Annotated in this window: 15 protein-coding genes; 14 read left to right on the forward strand and 1 reads right to left on the reverse strand. The window is 75.0% G+C overall.

The window, feature by feature from the left end:
* Positions 1–76: 76 nt before the first annotated feature.
* The 11 genes from ACFYMP_RS10660 to ACFYMP_RS10710 all read left to right on the forward strand — a co-directional run bounded on the left by ACFYMP_RS10660 (position 77) and on the right by ACFYMP_RS10710 (position 13,177).
* Positions 77–1,129, forward strand: coding sequence for a methionine ABC transporter ATP-binding protein (locus ACFYMP_RS10660; protein ID WP_388853854.1), 1,053 nt, complete (start codon positions 77–79; stop codon positions 1,127–1,129).
* Positions 1,126–1,920, forward strand: a complete 795-nt coding sequence (locus ACFYMP_RS10665) for a methionine ABC transporter permease (protein ID WP_388853857.1) — start codon at positions 1,126–1,128, stop codon at positions 1,918–1,920. Before ACFYMP_RS10660 ends, ACFYMP_RS10665 begins: the two co-directional genes overlap by 4 nt.
* 153 nt (positions 1,921–2,073) lie before the next feature.
* On the forward strand, positions 2,074–2,916 hold the full coding sequence (locus ACFYMP_RS10670; RefSeq protein ID WP_388853860.1) for a MetQ/NlpA family ABC transporter substrate-binding protein: 843 nt from the start codon (positions 2,074–2,076) through the stop codon (positions 2,914–2,916).
* A gap of 214 nt (positions 2,917–3,130) precedes the next feature.
* On the forward strand, positions 3,131–3,769 hold the full coding sequence (locus ACFYMP_RS10675) for a GNAT family N-acetyltransferase (protein ID WP_388853863.1): 639 nt from the start codon (positions 3,131–3,133) through the stop codon (positions 3,767–3,769).
* Positions 3,770–3,915: 146 nt separating this feature from the next.
* Positions 3,916–5,151, forward strand: a complete 1,236-nt coding sequence (cbiE, locus tag ACFYMP_RS10680) for a precorrin-6y C5,15-methyltransferase (decarboxylating) subunit CbiE (protein ID WP_388853866.1) — start codon at positions 3,916–3,918, stop codon at positions 5,149–5,151.
* 366 nt (positions 5,152–5,517) lie between these two features.
* A complete protein-coding gene (gene cobT / locus ACFYMP_RS10685; RefSeq protein ID WP_388853868.1) occupies positions 5,518–9,096 on the forward strand; it encodes a nicotinate-nucleotide--dimethylbenzimidazole phosphoribosyltransferase in 3,579 nt (1,192 codons plus the stop codon).
* A 158-nt stretch (positions 9,097–9,254) separates the two neighbouring features.
* The gene (locus ACFYMP_RS10690) at positions 9,255–9,884 is read left to right on the forward strand and encodes a hypothetical protein (protein ID WP_388853871.1); all 630 of its coding nucleotides are present in this window, start codon (positions 9,255–9,257) and stop codon (positions 9,882–9,884) included.
* On the forward strand, positions 9,884–10,162 hold the full coding sequence (locus ACFYMP_RS10695) for a helix-turn-helix domain-containing protein (protein ID WP_388853874.1): 279 nt from the start codon (positions 9,884–9,886) through the stop codon (positions 10,160–10,162). The genes ACFYMP_RS10690 and ACFYMP_RS10695 overlap by 1 nt, the downstream gene beginning before the upstream one ends.
* Positions 10,163–10,261: 99 nt before the next feature.
* On the forward strand, positions 10,262–10,879 hold the full coding sequence (locus ACFYMP_RS10700; protein ID WP_388853876.1) for a dihydrofolate reductase family protein: 618 nt from the start codon (positions 10,262–10,264) through the stop codon (positions 10,877–10,879).
* Between the two features lie 203 nt (positions 10,880–11,082).
* Entirely contained in the window at positions 11,083–12,321 is a 1,239-nt protein-coding gene (gene cobA, locus ACFYMP_RS10705; RefSeq protein WP_388853879.1) for a uroporphyrinogen-III C-methyltransferase, read from the forward strand.
* A gap of 43 nt (positions 12,322–12,364) precedes the next feature.
* Entirely contained in the window at positions 12,365–13,177 is an 813-nt protein-coding gene (locus ACFYMP_RS10710) for a TrmH family RNA methyltransferase (protein WP_388853882.1), read from the forward strand.
* Positions 13,178–13,189: 12 nt separating this feature from the next.
* Here ACFYMP_RS10710 and ACFYMP_RS10715 read toward each other — a convergent pair whose 3' ends face one another.
* A complete protein-coding gene (locus ACFYMP_RS10715) occupies positions 13,190–14,542 on the reverse strand; it encodes a protein kinase (protein ID WP_388854294.1) in 1,353 nt (450 codons plus the stop codon).
* 503 nt (positions 14,543–15,045) lie between these two features.
* On the opposite strand from ACFYMP_RS10715, the gene ACFYMP_RS10720 reads away from it, so the two are divergent.
* From ACFYMP_RS10720 to ACFYMP_RS10730, 3 genes are all read left to right on the forward strand, one after another.
* Complete coding sequence (locus ACFYMP_RS10720; RefSeq protein WP_388853885.1) at positions 15,046–15,231, forward strand: hypothetical protein; 186 nt, start codon at positions 15,046–15,048, stop codon at positions 15,229–15,231.
* 684 nt (positions 15,232–15,915) lie between these two features.
* Positions 15,916–16,932, forward strand: coding sequence for a phosphotransferase (locus ACFYMP_RS10725; RefSeq protein WP_388854297.1), 1,017 nt, complete (start codon positions 15,916–15,918; stop codon positions 16,930–16,932).
* A 109-nt stretch (positions 16,933–17,041) separates the two neighbouring features.
* Positions 17,042–17,317: a zf-TFIIB domain-containing protein gene (locus tag ACFYMP_RS10730; RefSeq protein ID WP_388853888.1), complete on the forward strand. Its 276-nt coding sequence runs from the start codon at positions 17,042–17,044 to the stop codon at positions 17,315–17,317.
* The last annotated feature ends 29 nt before the right edge of the window (positions 17,318–17,346 follow it).

Consider the following 17,346-nt stretch of genomic DNA (forward strand, 5'->3'; position numbering starts at 1 on the left):
TCCGACGGGTCCCGCCTCCCCCACGCACCCCGTGCCGGCCCACCCCCGCCGCGCACTCGACAGCTACGGAACCCCTGTGATCACCACTACGGGCCTCACCAAGGTCTACCGCTCCCGAGGGCGTGAGATCACCGCCCTGGACGGCGTCGATCTGCACGTGAACGAAGGCGACGTCCACGGAGTCGTCGGGCAGAGCGGCGCCGGCAAGTCCTCCCTGATCCGCTGCGTCAACCTGCTGGAGCGCCCCACCTCCGGCAGCGTCACCGTGGACGGCACCGAACTGACCGCCCTGCTGGGCCGGGGCAGCCGCGCGGGCCGTGAACTGCGCGCCGCGCGCGGCCGCATCGGCATGGTCTTCCAGCACTTCAACCTGCTGTCCTCGCGCACCGTGCAGGACAACGTCGAACTCCCGCTGGAGATCCTCGGGCACAGCCGCCGCTCCCGCGCCCTCAAGGCCGCCGAACTCCTCGAACTCGTCGGCCTCGCCGACAAGGCCGGCGCCTACCCCGCGCAGCTCTCCGGCGGGCAGAAGCAGCGCGTCGGCATCGCCCGCGCCCTGGCCGGCGACCCCAAGGTCCTGCTGTCCGACGAGGCCACCAGCGCCCTCGACCCCGAGACCACCCGCTCGATCCTGCACCTGCTGCGCGACCTCAACCGCAGGCTCGGCCTCACCGTCCTGCTCATCACGCACGAGATGGAGGTCGTCAAGCAGGTCTGCGACGCGGCCTCCCTCATGGAGAACGGAAAGATCGTCGAGTCCGGCACCGTGAACGAATTGCTCGCCACCCCCGGCTCCGCGCTCGCCGCCGCCCTCTTCCCGGTCAGCGGGGAGAGCGGCGACAGCCACCGCACCGTCATCGACGTCACCTTCCACGGGGACAGCGCCACCCGCCCGGTCATCTCGCAGCTGTCGCGCACCTACAACATCGACATCTCGATCCTGGGCGCCGCGATGGACACCGTCGCCGGACGCCAGGTCGGCCGGATGCGCATCGAACTGCCCGGACGCTACGAGGACAACGTCGTCCCCATCGGCTTCCTGCGCGAACAGGGCCTCCAGGTCGAGTCCGCCCGGCCCGAGGGCTTCCGGGCCGGCCCCGCCGCGCTCGCCGGGGAGGTGGCGAAGTGACTTGGTCCGAGATGCGGCCCCTGCTCAGCCAGGCGAGCTGGGACACCCTCTACATGGTGGGCTGGTCCACCCTCATAGCCGTGGTCGTCGGGCTCCCGCTCGGCGTGCTGCTGGTCCTCACCGACCGGGGCGGTCTGCTGCACAACACCGTGGTGAACAAACTCCTCGGGCAGCTCGTCAACATCGCCCGTTCGATGCCCTTCATCATCCTCATGGTCGCCCTCATGGGCTTCACCCGCTGGATCACCGGGACCACCATCGGCCGCGAGGCCGCCGTCGTCCCGCTCGCGATCGGCGCCATCCCCTTCTACGCCCGTCTCGTGGAGACCTCGGTGCGCGAGGTGGACGGCGGACTCGTCGAGGCCGTCCAGTCGATGGGCGGCACCACCTGGGCCGTCGTACGCAAGGTGCTCGTCCCCGAGTCGCTGCCCTCGCTCGTCTCCAGCGCCACGACCACGATCGTCACGCTCATCGGCTACTCCGCGATGGCCGGCACCGTCGGCGCCGGCGGCCTCGGGGACATCGCCGTCCGCGAGGGCTTCCAGCGCTTCGAGACGGGACTCATGTGGGTCACCGTCGCGATCCTCGCCGTCGTCATCTCCGTCATCCAGTTCCTCGGCGACCTCGCCGCCCGCGCCCTCCACGCACGCGGCGGCCGCGGCGGACCCGCCCCGCGCCTGCGCCTGCTGCGCGCCGCGAGGAGCGGTGGCCGCGAGGACGGCGCCGGGAAGGAGACCGCGCCGCCCGCGGGAGACGCAAAGGACGCGGAGGAGACGGTGCCCGCCGCGTAGGCGAGACGCCCCGTCCACCGGCGCCCCCGTCCACCGGCGCCCCCGTCCACCGGCGCCCCCCGTCCGCCGGCGCCCCGTCGCCGGCCCCCAGAACCACACCTCGCACCACTCCCCGCGGCCGCGGGGCAGCACTACCCGAGAAAGGCACTTTTCGTGCGTAACACCGCCAGGATCACCGCCTCCGTCCTCGCCGCGGGGGCCCTCACCCTCGGCCTCGCCGCCTGCGGGTCCAAGGACTCCGACAGCGCGTCCGGCTCCCAGGCCGACCAGGACAAGGCCCTCGTCGTCGCCGCGAGCCCGACCCCGCACGCCGAGATCCTCGACTACGTCAGGGACCACCTCGCGAAGAAGGCCGGACTCGACCTGCGGGTCAAGGAGTTCACGGACTACGTGACCCCCAACACCGCCACCCAGGACGGCTCCGTCGACGCCAACTACTTCCAGCACAAGCCGTACCTCGACGACTACAACAAGAAGAACGGCACCCACCTCGTGCCCGTCGGCACGGTCCACCTGGAGCCGCTCGGCCTGTACTCCCACAAGGTCAAGAGCGTCGGCGACCTGAAGAAGGGCGCGACCGTCGCCGTGCCCAACGACGCGACCAACGAGGCCCGCGCCCTCAAGCTGCTGGAGGCCAACGGCGTCATCCGGCTCAAGTCCGGCGCCGGCGAGGACGCGACCCCCTCGGACATCGCGAAGAACCCCAAGGACCTCAAGTTCAAGGAGCTGGAGGCCCCGCAGGTGCCGCGTTCCCTCGACGACGTGGACGCCGCCGTCATCAACGGCAACTACGCCGTGCAGGCCAAGCTCAGCCCCGCCAAGGACTCCCTCGTCCAGGAGAAGGCCAAGGGCAACCCCTACGGCAACCTCCTCGTAGTGAAGGACGGCGAGCAGAACGACCCGCGGGTCAAGAAGCTCGCGAAGCTCCTGCACTCGCCGGAGGTCAGGAAGTTCATCGAGGACCGCTACGACGGTTCGGTCCTCCCCGCCTTCTGATCACCCCGAACCTCCCCGCCTTCTGATCACCCCGAAGGCCCCGGTCCGTGGAAGCCGCCACGGGCCGGGGCTTTCCGGGTACCTGACACATCCGCGCCCGGCCGCCCCGGTGGTGCGCCCGCCGCGGGCCATGCTGCATGCTGGACCATCCGGCACACCGGCCCCCCGGCCGCCGAAAGGTCCCAAACCAGGCCCGACCATGACGGAGCGGCGCATGACTTCCCTCTTCCCGGACATCTCCATCAGCACCGACCGGCTGGTCCTGCGCTCCCTCGAAGAGGACGACACCGCCGCCTGCGCCGAGATGATGAACGACGAGATGGTCACGGCCTGGACCACCACCCCGCAGCCCTTCACCGAGGAACTGGCCCGCGACTGGATCACCAGGGACGCCCCGGCCCGCCGGCTCGACGGCCAGGGCGTGGTCCTCGCCGTCACCGAGTTCCTCACCCAGCGCCTGGTCGGCGTCGTCCAGCTCTCCTCGACCGACTGGCGGTTGCGCGCGACCGAACTCTCCTACGTCGTCGCCCCCTGGGCGCGCGGCGAGGGCTACGCGAGTGAGGCCTCCCTCGCCGTCGCCCAATGGCTGTTCCAGGACCAGGGGTTCGAACGCATCGAACTGCGCACCGCCGCCGACAACACCGCCGCCCAGCAGGTCGCCCAGAAGATCGGCGGCATCAGCGAAGGCGTACTGCGCGGCGCCTGGATAGCCCGCCACCGCGACGAGGACGGCAGCTGGTCCAGCCACCGCACCGACCTCATCGTGTGGAGCCTGCTGCCCGAGGACCTCGACGACCTGCGCGACCTGGACGCCGAGAGCGGCCGCGAGACCGCCTTCGCCGACTGGCACTGAGCCCGCCCCCCCGCACCCCTGCCCGGCGGCCCCCGCCACCGGGTACCCTCAGCCTGCCGTCAGCGTGGCCGGCGCAGCGCCCCCTTTTCTCCCCATCTACGCCGCCGTACGCCCGCCCCCGAGCAGACAGCAGGAGACACACGACGATGGCCGACCGCGTCACGGTGATCGGCTGGGACGGTTCGCCGCTGACCGAAGCGGCGCGCTCCGCCCTCGGCGCCGCCACCCTCGTGGCCGGCACGGCGCACCAGCTCGCGCTGCCCGAAGTACCCCCGCACGCCGAACGCGTCCGCCTCGGCAGCGTCCACCTCGCCGCCCGTCGCATCGCGGGCCACCGCGGCAGCGCCGTCGTCCTCGCCGACGGTGACCCCGGCTTCTTCGGCGTGGTCCGCGCCCTGCGCGCCCCCGAACACGGCCTCGAAGTCGAAGTGGTGCCCGCCGTCTCCTCGGTGGCCGCCGCCTTCGCCCGCGCCGGAATGCCCTGGGACGACGCGCGGATCGTCGTCGCCCACCCCCGTACCCTGCGCCGCGCCGTCAACGTGTGCCGGGCCCACCCCAAGGTCGCCGTCCTCACCTCCCCGGGCGCCGGGCCGGCCGAACTGGGGCTGCTCCTCGAAGGTGTCCACCGCACCTTCGTCATCTGCGAGGAGCTGGGCACCGATCGCGAGCGCACCACCGTCCTCACCTCCGACCGCGCCGCCGACCACACCTGGCGCGATCCCAACGTCGTCGTCGTCATCGGAGGCAGCGGCACACCGCCGCCCACCGCCGGCGAGAGCGGCTGGCTCGCCGGTCTCGAACCCGGACCGGGCGTACGCGGCTGGGCCCTGCCCGCCGAGGAGTACGGCGGCGAACCCGCGGGCCGGAAGGGGCTGGAGGGGGAGACCCCGCAGCTGCGCGCCGCCCAGCTCGCCCGGCTCGGACCGCGCACCGGCGACCTCGTGTGGGACATCGGCTCGGGCACCGGCGCCTTCGCCGCCGAGGCCGCGCGCTTCGGCGCGGCCGTGCTCGCCGTCGACCGCGAGGCCGACGCCTGCGGCAGGACGGCCGCCGCCCTGCGCCGCTTCGGTGTCCAGGCCCAGATCGTGCACGGCAGCGCCCCGCACATACTGGAGGACCTCCCCGAGCCCGACGTCGTACGCGTCGGAGGGGGCGGCGCCCCGGTCGTCTCGGCCGTCGCCGACCGCAGGCCGCAGCGGATCGTCACCCACGCCGGGACCCGCGACGAGGCCGAGCTGATCGGCCGTGACCTGAGCGAGCACGGCTACGCCGTCGAGTGCGCGCTCCTGCAGTCCGTGGCCCTCGACACCCGGGTCTGGACCGAAACCGAACGCACGGTCGTCTTCCTTCTCTCCGGCACGCTCCTCGATCGCGCCCCGTGAAGCCACGGCCACGGGGTGCGCGGTAGGCTGGCCGATCGTTGTACTGCGTCCCGGACCACGGTGGTATCCGCCATCAGGTCCGAAAACCCCTGCTTCACCGGGTGTTTCGCGGTACGACCGGGCCGGTGGGCGCGCGACGTGGCGCAGTCCACAGCGCGTCGTGCCCGAAGTGGCCGACACGGTCGCGGGTGGGCGGGGAGAATGTCGCGGGACGACGGGGTTTCGGCCGCCTCGTGCCGCCCGGCGGGCACGCTCGTTGCTCTCGACGGGAGGTGCGCGCGGGGCCGTGCGGGAGGGCCGGGCCCTCACGAGGGCCGGCGACAACCGAAGAACGCGAAACTGCTGACACATGGGCGAGGGGTACGCATGACGGACACCGGCAAGGTCCCGGCGGAGGGGCAGCCGGAGGGCGCGGCACAGCAGCCGGGCACGTACCCCTACCCGGGGTACGGCGTCGCGGCTCCCGCCGAGGACGACGACCTCCTGTTCATGCCGGGCGCCCAGGGCGCCTGGACCGAGGCGCAGCCCGTACTGCCCGCGAACGCGGCCTACGAGGCGGCCCAGGAGCAGCCCGAGCCGCAGGTGGACTACGCGCACGTGGGCGCGGACGCCTCGCAGGGCACCGGCCACACCTACGTTCCCGCCGCCGAGGGCTACGCGGCCCCGGCCCCGGCCCCGCAGGCGACGGAGCGGCAGCCGTGGCCGGAGGCCGCGCACACTCCCGTGACCGAACCGGTGGCGGACCCGGAGACCCCGGACGGCGGGCAGCCGTCCCCGGAGCCCCTCGACGTGCCCGCCGGGGAGGCGCCCCCAAGCGCCGAGCCCGCGCCCGAGGCCGTGCCGGCGCCCGAGCCCGAAGCCGCGCACCTGCCGGGCCCGCACGAGACGGACGGCAGGGACAGCGGAGCCGTGGACCTGAGCGCCGTGCGCAACCCGGCCGCCGCGCGCACCCCCGCGCAGCCCGTGCGGCGCCCGCTGCACATGGGCCCGCCGCTGCCCGACACCAGCAACAGCCCCGTGCGGTCCCTGGCCGACCGCGGACCCGCCGGTGCCCCCAACCCGGTGAGCGCCCCTCAGGCGGTGCGGACCGGCGGGACGGGATACGTCGACACCCTCGCCCCCGCGGCACCTGCCGCCGAGGCGGGCACCCGGCCCGCGACGGGCCGCGGCACCGTCCCCGCGCAGGGTTCCGCGGCGGACCCGGCGCCGGCCGGGGCCACCGGCACCGTGCCCGAGCAGGACCGGGCCGGGGTGGAGCCCGCAGGCCCGGCCGCCGAGTACGGCACGGCGGAGCCCGCCGAGGCCGTCACGGAGCCCGAGCCGGCGTCCGAGCCCCCCGCCGAACCGACGGCGCCCGAGGCGCCGGCCTCCGAGGCGGCACCCTCCGAGACGCCGGTTGCCGAAGCGCCGACTCCCGAGACGACCGCGGCCGTTCCCGTGGAGGAACCGCCCGGCGCCCCGGCCGTGACGGTGGAGGAGCCGCCCGCGGGCGAACCGGCGGAACTGCCCGTACCGGCAGTCGAGGAGCCCGTCGCCGCCGCGTCCGAGCCGCTGACCGTCCCCGGGCCCGCCCCCGAGGAGGCGGTGAGTGAGGAGCCGGCCCCGGCCGTGGCACAGGAGCTGGCCCCGGCGCAGACGGAGTCCGCCGCCGAACCTGCCGCCCCGGTCGCCGAACCCGCCGCCCCGGTCGCCGAACCGGACGCGCCGGTCGCCGAACCGGTCGCGCCGGACGTCGTCCCGGACGCGTCGGACGCGGCCCCGGAACGCGCGGTGACCCCCCCGGCGCCGCTGCCGTACCTGCCCGGCAGCCCCGAGGAGGCCCAGGGCCCGCTCGGTGAGTTCGTCGCGGTGGACGGCCCGGTCCCCACCGGTCCGCAGCCCGCGACGGCCGTCCCGCCGGCCGAGACCCCCGTCCGGTCCGACGTCGTCGAGCCGCCGGCCGAGACCGGGCCCCGGGCCGAGACGGAGACCCGGACCGACGCGGAAACCGGGGCCCCCGTCGAGCCGTCCGCCGACCCGCTGGCCGACCCGCTGGCCGACCGGCTCGCCGGTCCCGCCGAGGCGGTCACCACGGCCCCCGAGGTGGCCCCCGCACCGGTCCCCGAGGCCGTTTGGGACCCGCAGGAACAGGCCACCGCGACCCCGGCGCAGAGCACCCCCGTACCGGAGGCGACGCCCGCACCGCGGGAGGCCGCGCCCGAGGCCCCCGCGGGCCCGCCCGCCCCCGGGTACGGGGACGCCGAACGCGAGGCGGTCATGCGGGTCATGCGGGAACGTCGCGACATCCGCAACGGCTTCCGGCCCGACCCCGTACCGCACGACGTGCTGTTGCGCGTGCTGGAGGCCGCGCACACCGCGCCCAGCGTCGGCCACTCGCAGCCCTGGGACTTCGTCGTCATCCGCTCCGAGGACACCCGCCGCTCGATGCACGAACTGGCCGAGCGCCAGCGCGAGGCGTACGCCGCCTCGCTGCCCAAGGGGCGGGCCAAGCAGTTCCGGGAACTCAAGATCGAGGCCATACTCGACACCCCGGTGAACATCGTGGTCACCGCGGACCCGACCCGTGGCGGCCGGCACACGCTGGGCCGGCACACCCAGCCCCAGATGGCGCCCTACTCCTCGGCCCTCGCCGTGGAGAACCTGTGGCTCGCCGCCCGCGCGGAGGGGCTCGGCGTGGGCTGGGTCAGCTTCTTCGACGAGCGCGAGATGGTCCGCGCCCTCGGCCTCCCCGAGCACCTGGAGGTCGTCGCGTACCTGTGCCTCGGCTACGTCGACGCGTTCCCCGAAGAGCCCGAGCTGATGCAGTCCGGCTGGTCCAAGCGCCGCCCGCTGTCCTGGGTGGTCCACGAGGAGACCTACGGCCGCCGGGCCCTGCCCGGTGCCGCCCCCGCCGACCTGCTCTCCGAGACCGTCGCCCACATCCGGCCGCTCGACGCGAAGGCGCTCGGCGAGGCGTGGGAGCGGCAGAAGCGCATGACCAAGCCGGCCGGGGCGCTCGGCATGCTGGAGATCATCTCCGCGCAGCTCAGCGGGCTCTCCCGGATCTGCCCGCCGCCGGTGCCGGAACCGGCCGCCGTCGCGATCTTCGCCGGGGACCACGGGGTGCACGCCCAGGGCGTCACCGCGTGGCCGCAGGAGGTCACCGCGCAGATGGTCGCCAACTTCCTGGGCGGCGGAGCCGTGTGCAACGCCTTCGCCACGCAGGTCGGCGCCGAGGTGTGCGTCGTGGACGTCGGAGTCGCCGCCGACCTGCCCGCGAGCCCCGGACTGCTGCCCCGCAAGGTCCGGGCCGGCACCGCCGACATGACGACCGGGCCCGCCCTCACCCGCGAGGAGGTCAAGGCCGCCGTCGAGGTCGGTATCGAGACGGCCAGGGACCTCGTCGCGGCCGGGAACAAGGCCCTCATCACCGGTGAGATGGGCATCGCCAACACGACCGCCTCGGCGGCCCTCATCTCCGTCTTCACCGACGCCGACCCGGCCGAGGTCACCGGTCGCGGCACCGGCATCAACGACGAGATGCACGCCCACAAGATCGACGTGATCCGGCGCGCCCTCGACCTGCACCGCCCCGACCCGGCCGACCCCATCGGCGTGCTCGCGGCGATCGGCGGTCTCGAACACGCCGCGATGGCGGGGCTGTTGCTCGGCGGTGCCTCGCTGCGCACACCCGTCATCCTGGACGGCGTCAGCGCCGGGGCGGCGGCTCTCGTGGCCAGGGCGATCGCCCCCGAGGTGCTCGCCGCCTGCATCGCCGGGCACCGCAGCGCGGAACCGGGACACGTCGCCGCCCTGAACAGTCTCGGCCTGCGTCCCCTCGTGGACCTCGACCTGCGCCTCGGTGAGGGCACCGGCGCGCTCCTGGCCCTGCCCCTGGTCCAGAGTGCGGCCCGCGCGATGCACGAGGTGGCGACCTTCGACTCGGCGGGGGTCACCGAGAAGTAACCGCCCTCGCGGGCGCGCCGTCAGACGAGCCGCCGCCGCACCAGCCTCCGGGCCGGTGCGGCGGCGGCTTCGTCGTTCCGGCGGCCCCTTGCGCCACCCCACCCCATCACTTATCGTTTCTCGATAATATCGATGGTCGATAATTAACCGGGGGAACCATGTCCAGGGAACCGAAGCTGCTCGAACCGCTCTCGACGGTGGTCGGGGGAGTGCTGCGCCTGCTCATAGGCCTGCCCGTCCTCTTCGCCGTCCTCGGCCTCTTCGACAGCGAGGTGCACCTCAACTGGACCGGCGGCCAGGCCTGCGTCACCGTCTCCTCGACGACCACGGGTTTCGACGACGTCCCGTGGCAGCAACTGCGTCCCGGGGCCGCCGTCGGATGGCACCCGGAGTACTGCGCCGAATCCCCCAGCGGCTACCAGCAGTTCCTCACCGCCCTCGCGGCCCGGCCCGCCCACCTCCTGGTCCTCGGCGGCCTCTACCTGCTCCACCGGACCCTGCGCACGGCCGAGCGGGAGGGCGTCCACACCGAGCGGGCGGCGGCCGGGCTGCGTCTGCTCGGCTGGTGGCTGCTCGCGGGAAGCCTCCTCGCGGAGTTCGTCCGCGCCAACGCGCGAGCCGCGCTGCTGGGCACCCTCACCGAGGACCAGCCGTTTACAGTAGGTGCCTGGCTGAACCTGTGGGACGCCCCGTACCTGCTGTTCCTGACCGGTCTCGGGCTGCTCACCTTCGCCCGGATCGTGCGCGCCGGGGCCGTCATGCGCGAGGACCTGGAGGGAACCGTCTGATGCCCGCCGACGCCGAGGGCGCGCACGCCATCGAAGTGCACCTCGACCGCCTCCTCGCGGACCGGGGCATGACCCTCGCGCACCTCGCGGAGCAGGTCGGCGTCACCAACGTCAACCTGTCCGTCCTGAAGAACGGGCGCGCCAAGGCGATCCGCTTCACGACCCTCGCCCGGATCTGCGAGGTGCTGGACTGCCAGCCGGGCGACCTGCTCAGCCACCGCGGCCCGCACGGTGCGGGCGGCACCGCCTCCGGACAGGCGCCACAGCCCGCCCGCTGACAGGATGAGCCGGGGAAGGGCCGCACCGACGAGAACCGGCGGCCCGGCCGGTCTCCCTCATGACAGCAGTTCCCCTCGTACCCGCGAAGGACACGCGCCATGAAGCTCACCGCCACCACCTTCCTCACCCTCGACGGCGTCTACCAGGGGCCGGGCGGGCCCGACGAGGACACCAGCGGCGGGTTCACCGCGGGCGGCTGGTCCGTGCCCTACGGCGACGAGGACTTCGGCGCCTTCGTCGGCTCCGTCTTCGAGCGGGTCGACGCCTTCCTCCTCGGCCGCCGCACCTACGAGATCTTCGCCGCGTACTGGCCCAGGGTCACCGACCCCGCCAATCTGGTCGCGAGCCGCCTCAACAGCCTCCCCAAGTACGTCGCGGCCCACGGAGAGGTGCCGGACTGGAACGGCGCCGAGCGGCTCGGCGAGGACGTCCCGGCCGCGGTCCGGGCCCTCAAGGAGCGCCCCGGCCGCGAACTGCAGGTGCACGGCAGCGGCGCACTCCTCCGGACCCTGCTGGCCGCCGGGCTCGTCGACACGCTCCACCTCCTGACCTTCCCGGTGGCCCTCGGCCGCGGCAAGCGCCTGTTCGGCGACGGGACGCGGCCCACCGCCTTCCGCCTCACCTCCACCCGCCCCACCTCCAGGGGCGTCGTCATCAGCACCTACGAGCGCGAGGGCGAGCCCGTATTCGGCAGCTACGCCCTGGAGGACGAGTGAACCGGGCCCCCGCCGAGGGCCGATGACGCGGAAGCTCCCAGGTGACGGGGCGCACAGCGAGCCCCGGCCCGCTCCCCGTATCGTGGACGCCGCCGCCCCTGGCCGGCGCCCGAGCGGGCACCGGCCCAGGGATCACCGCCCGAGCCGCTGACCGCGGCAGCGGCAGATCGTCCTCGCCACCCCGCCCTAGGAGCCGCTCCGCCATGGCCGTCCCCGCCGACCACCCCGCCTACCCCGTCGGTCTGCGGCTCGCCGGACGGCGGGTCCTCGTCCTCGGCGGGGGACAGGTCGCCCAGCGGCGGCTGCCCGCGCTGCTCGGCGCGGGCGCCGACGTCCTGCTCGTCGCCCCCGCCGCGACCCCCTCCGTCGAGGCCATGGCCACCGCCGGTGAACTGCGCTGGGAGCGGCGCCCGTACGCGCCCGGCGACCTCGAAGGGGCCTGGTACGCGCTGATCGCCACGGACGATCCCGCCGCCAACGAGGCCGCCTCCACCGAGGCCGAGCAGCGCCGCGTGTGGTGCGTACGCAGCGACGACGCCGACGCCGCGACGGCCTGGACCCCGGCCACCGGCCACAGCGAAGGCGTCACCGTCGCCGTCCTCACCACCGGCGCCCAGAGCCGCGACCCGCGCCGCACCGCCGCCATCCGCGACGCCGTCGTCGAGGGCCTGCGGGAGGGCAGCCTCCTCGCCCCGCGCCACCGGGAGCGCACCCCCTCGGTCGCCCTGGTCGGCGGCGGCCCCGGCGACCCCGACCTCATCACCGTGCGCGGCCGCCGCCTGCTCGCGGAGGCCGACGTCGTCATCGCCGACCGGCTCGGCCCCCGTGACCTGCTCGCCGAACTGCCTCCGCACGTCGAGGTCGTCGACGCCGCCAAGATCCCCTACGGCCGGTACATGGCGCAGGAGGCCATCAACCAGGCCCTCGTCGAGCACGCCAAGGCAGGGAAGCGGGTCGTGCGGCTCAAGGGCGGGGACCCCTTCGTCTTCGGCCGGGGCATGGAGGAGGCCCAGGCCCTCGCCGAGGCCGGTATCCCGTGCACCGTCGTCCCCGGCATCTCCAGCTCCGTGAGCGTGCCCGCCGCCGCCGGTATCCCCGTCACCCACCGGGGTGTCGCCCACGAGTTCACCGTCGTCAGCGGCCACGTGGCCCCCGGAGACCCGCGCTCCCTCGTGGACTGGGACGCCCTCGGGCGGCTGCGCGGCACCCTCGTGATCCTCATGGGTGTCGACAAACTCGGCGCGATAGCGCGGGCGCTGATCGCCGCGGGCCGCGACCCCCGGACACCCGTCGCCCTCGTCCAGGAAGGCACCACCGCCGCCCAGCGCCGCGTCGACGCGACCCTCGCGACGGCCGAGGACACCGCCCGCGCCGAGGACGTACGGCCGCCCGCCGTGATCGTCGTCGGCGAGGTCGTCACCGTCGGCCCCGCCGCCCTCTGACCCACCCTCCGTCCCCACCCGTACGACAAGGCGGCAGCACCCCGTGGCCGAAGCCCTCCCCCTGCACGACCCCGAAGACCCGCGCCTGCGCGACTACACCGGGCTCACCGACGTACAACTGCGCCGCCGCCGCGAACCGGAGGAGGGGCTGTTCATCGCCGAGGGCGAGAAGGTCATCCGGCGCGCCCTCGACGCCGGCTACCCGATGCGCTCCATGCTGCTCACCGAGAAGTGGCTGCCCGTCATGCGGGACGTCGTCGAGGCGGCCGACGCGCCCGTCCACCTCGTGGAGCCCGCCCTCGCCGAACAGGTCACCGGCTACCACGTGCACCGCGGCGCGCTCGCCTCCATGCAGCGCACTCCGCTGCCCGAGGTCCCCGAGGTACTGGCCGGGGCCCGCCGGGTGGCGGTCTTCGAGGACATGGTCGACCACGCCAACCTCGGCGCCGCCTTCCGCAACGCCGCGGCCCTCGGGGTGGACGCCGTCCTGCTCACCCCGCGCTGCGCCGACCCCCTCTACCGGCGGGCCGTGAAGGTCTCCATGGGCGCCGTCTTCTCCGTGCCCTACGCCCGCCTGGAGTCCTGGCCCGCGGACGCCCGGCTCGTACGCGACGCCGGATTCACCCTCGCCGCCCTGTGCCTCTCGGAGCGCTCCATCACCCTGGACGCCCTCGTGGCCAGGCAGGACCCCGCCCTCGCCCTGCTGTTCGGCAGCGAGGGGCCGGGGCTGACCCCCGGGGCGCTCGCGGCGGCCGACGTGCACGTACGCATCCCCATGGACGCGGGCGTCGACTCCCTCAACGTCGCCGCCACCTCGGCCGTCGTCTTCTACGCGACCCGCCGGCCCCGGACCTGACCGGCGGGGCACTCAGGTGAGCGCCTGCACCACGGTGATGCCGAGCGCCACGATCAGCGTCACCAGGAAGAAGACCACGAGACGCTGACGCAGCAGGCGCGGATTGGCGGGACGCCGCCCCGAGCCCGTCGGTCTGCCGCCCGGACGGCTTCCCGCGCGCGAGCCCGGCCGGGCCGGACCGGCTTGCTGCGACCGTGCCCCGCCCCGGGGAGCGCCCGCACGCGAGGACTGCCCCGCCACCGGACCACGCGGCCCGGCCGAGCGCCCCGAAGGATGCGTGGCGGGACCCGGCTGCGCGCTGGCGCCGCGCCGCCCCGTCCGCTCCTGCCGCGCGGGCCCCGGCCGCTCACCACGGACCGACCGCGGACCGCCCGGACGCTCGGGACGGCCGGCGGACGGCTCGGGACGCTGGTTGGAACGCGGCGGGGGAGTGGCCGCCCGGCGCTGCGTCTGCTGCTCCGCGTACTGCTCGGCGAGCCGCCCCGTCGGCCGGTCCGGCTCCCCCCGGGGAGCGGGCGGGCGGCTCTCGCCGAGGCCCTGCGCCTCCCGCGCGGCGATCTCCTTGAGCCGCAGCGACAACTGCAAGGTGCTCGGCCGCTCCTCCGGGTCCTTCGCCAGGCAGGCCCGCACGAGCGGCGCCAACGAGTCGGGCACCCCCCGCAGATGCGCCTCCTCGTGCACCACGCGGTAGAGCATGACCTCGGAACTGCCGTGCCCGAAGGGCGAGTCGCCGGTCGCCGCGTACGCGAGGGTCGCCCCCAGCGCGAACACGTCCGTCGACGGGGTCACCGCGGCCCCCCGCACCTGCTCGGGCGCGAGGAAACCGGGGGAGCCCACCGCCGTACCGACGTGGGTGAGCGTGCTCGCCCCCGTCGCCCAGGCGATCCCGAAGTCGATGATGCGCGGGCCCTTCGGCGAGAGCAGGATGTTCGACGGCTTGAGGTCACGGTGGACGACCCCCGCCTCGTGCACCGCCACCAGGCCCTCCGAGAGCGCCGCGCCGACGGCGGCGACGTCCGAGGCGGCCAGCGGCCCGTCCTCGGCGACCTTGTCGTGCAGCGAGGGGCCCGGCACGTACTGGGTCGCGAACCAGGGCCGCTCGGCCTCCAGGTCGGCGGCCACCAGCCGCGCCGTACACCCTCCGCGAATGCGCCGGGCCGCCGAGACCTCACGGGCGAAACGCGAGCGGAACTCCTGATCCTCCGCCAGATCGGGCCGGATCACCTTGAGCGCCACCCGCTGACCTCGCCGGTCGGAGCCCAGATAGACGACACCCATACCACCCGCGCCGAGCCGCCGGTGAAGCCTGAACGAGCCGACGACACGCGGGTCCTCGCGCCGGAGCCGCATCATCGTCATGTCCATCCCCGCTGCCCGGTCCTGCTGACGAGCCACAGCTTACGTTTCCCCGGCCGGGTGTGCGCTGAGGCCGCGCCCTCCCGGACCGAACGATTGTCGTTGCCCCGCGCCCTACTTGAAAGACCGTTCGCGTGATGTCCCGTCACCCTGCGCACCGGCCGGGCGCGGGCCAATCCCGCACCGGGCGGCAGGGATTGGCCCCGGCCCGCCCCCAGCCTCCACCCCCTCGCCCCGGGTCCCGCCACCCCGCCGCCCGGCCCGGCCCACGGACCGCGAGGCGACCTCGCCCCACGTGATCGAAGTCACCCCCTTCAGGGATGTCTCAGGGGGCTCTCCACCCAGGGGAGTAGGAGGCGGGCGGACGGTCCTCCTGACGTAGGCGGCCCAATCGGTACGACGGCATGACGTGCCCGTTCCCCGCCGCCCCTAGATTGAAATGCAGAGCGGCGGGAGCACTCGTCCCCCGAGGTCACGCACCCGTCGCTCCTCCCACTGACAGGAGAGGAACCATGGCCGCGACGGTACCGGGCAACCGGGAGGGCCGCCCGGGGCACACGCCCCGGGCCGGCACCCGCCACCCCCTGGTGGCCACTGCCATGGTCCTTCCCCTGGCGGCCCTCCTCGTAGTCGTCTTCGGCGGCTGGGAGGCAGTGGTCACACAAGCGTCGTCCGTAGGCGTGATGCTGGGGCGCTGAACGGCGCCCCGGGCCCGGAAGAGCGGTCCGGGCGGGGACATCGAGGCCAGGAAACCCCGTGGGGACGGGGGTGCGGCGGACGGCACCAATGCCCGCGCAGCTGGGGAGCTGCGCGGGCATTACCCTGCCCGGACCGCGGCCTGCGGTTAGGCTCACCGACGTGCGTGCGACCAGGAAACAGCAGTTCCGGGCCCGTAGGGCCGCCCCGATCCCGACCTCGCCGACGCCCGCTCCCGATCCCCGGGCCACCACCGCGCCCCCGGCCGCCCGGTCCGGGCCCGCGCGCGGGGGCGTCCCTGCGCCGGCGGGGCCCCACAGCCTCCCGCGCGCCCTACTGCGGACGCCGTACGCCCCTCCCGGTCTCCTCCCCAGGGTGGACGACAGACCGCCCCGCCCCGCGCCCCCCGTCACGGCGGTGGCGCGATGACCGAACCCCGGCCGGCGCAGCCCCTGCCCGACGAGCCCCGGGCGGACGCCTCACCCGCCCCCCGCTCCCCGGAGCCCCGTTCCCCCGCCACTCCGCCGGCCGAACCCCCGCCCGCCGATCCGTGGCCGGGAGACCGGCTGCCCAGCCGGCGTACCGAAGGGCACCCGGACCGGTCCGGGGACACCGCGGAAGCACGCCGGGCCGGCCCGGCCGCGCACAGCCGGCCGCACGCCCCCGCCTCGCCCCCCGCCGGGCTCATGCCCCGTCCCGCGCCCTCGGGCGACCCGGGCCTGCTCACCGTCCTGCGCCGGCACGCCAGGGGCGCCGCACACCGGATCGGCGGCACCTGTCCGTGTGAACGGACCGTCGCGGCCGGCGGCGCCGAGATTCCCCGCTCGCCCGCCGTCGCCGAACCCGTGCTCGCGGACCGCCCCGACGGCACCGTGGTCCGCCACGGCCGCGCCGTCGCCAAGGCCCACGCCCCCGACTGCGACCCCGAGGCGCTGCGCGCCCGGCTGGCCGTGGCCGCCCACCCCGCCCTCGCCGGCATCCTGCTCCCCCCCGTCGAACCGGCCGGGACCACCGCCGGGGGACGGCCCGTCAGCTGCTGGCCGCACGGCACCCCCGTCGACCCGCACACCCCCGAGGACGCGCCCTGGGAGCAGGCCGCGGTCCTGCTCGCCCGCCTGCACACCGTGCCGCCCGCCGTCCTGCCCGGCCCGCTCCCGGCGACGCGCGGTCCGCTCAAAGCGGCCCGCGCCGTCGCCCGCATGCGCGCCGCCGCCCCCGCCCGGGGCGCCGCCGCGGTCCTGCGGGCCTGGGCGACCCTGCCGCCCTGGGCCCGCGCCGAGGAGCCCGTGGCGCCCCTCGCGCTGTGCCACGGGGACCTGCACCTCGGTCAACTCGTGCGCCATCCCGCTCCGGACGGCCACTGGCTGCTCATCGACATCGACGACCTCGGCCTCGGCGACCCCGCGTGGGACCTCGCCCGTCCGGCCGCCTGGCACGGCTGCGGTCTGCTCGCCCCCGAGGACTGGGCCCGGTTCCTGGGTGCCTACCGCGCGGCCGGCGGCCCCGCCGTACCCGCGACGGACGACCCGTGGACGGCGCTCGACGTCCCGGCCCGCGCCCTCACCGTGCAGACCGCCGCCCTCGCCCTCGCCAAGGCCGCCGAGGCAGGCCGGGCCCTGGACGAGGCAGAGGTGGCCGTCGTCGACGCCTGCTCACGGATCGCGGCCCTCCCGGCCGGAAACGGCCCGCCCGACCCGCAGTAGGGTGCGGGGAACTCCACGGGGCGCGTCCGCGTCCCTTGGGGTGTGAGCGACGGCGGCCGGTCAGGGATACCGGCGAAGCCGTCCCGAGTGGCGAGGAGTTGAGCCCACGATGCAGTGTCCCAAGTGCGGTGCGCCCATGCACACGTACAACCGCAGCGGAGTCCAGATCGAGCAGTGCAGCGGCTGCCGGGGGATATTCCTCGACTACGGCGAGCTGGAGTCGCTGACCCGCCTGGAGTCCCAGTGGTCCCAGCCGGCACCCCCTCCGCAGGCGTACCCCGCCGCCCCGGCCCCCGCCTGGGGCGCCCCGGCCCACGGCCACCACGGCGGCGGCCACCACGGGCACCGCAACCGCGGCTTCGGCCGCATGCTGTTCTCCTCCTGAGAACCGGCGGCCGGGGGCACGACAGAGCC

This window comes from Streptomyces sp. NPDC007088, from assembly GCF_042869355.1.
In the GTDB taxonomy this organism is placed as follows: Bacteria; Actinomycetota; Actinomycetes; order Streptomycetales; family Streptomycetaceae; genus Streptomyces.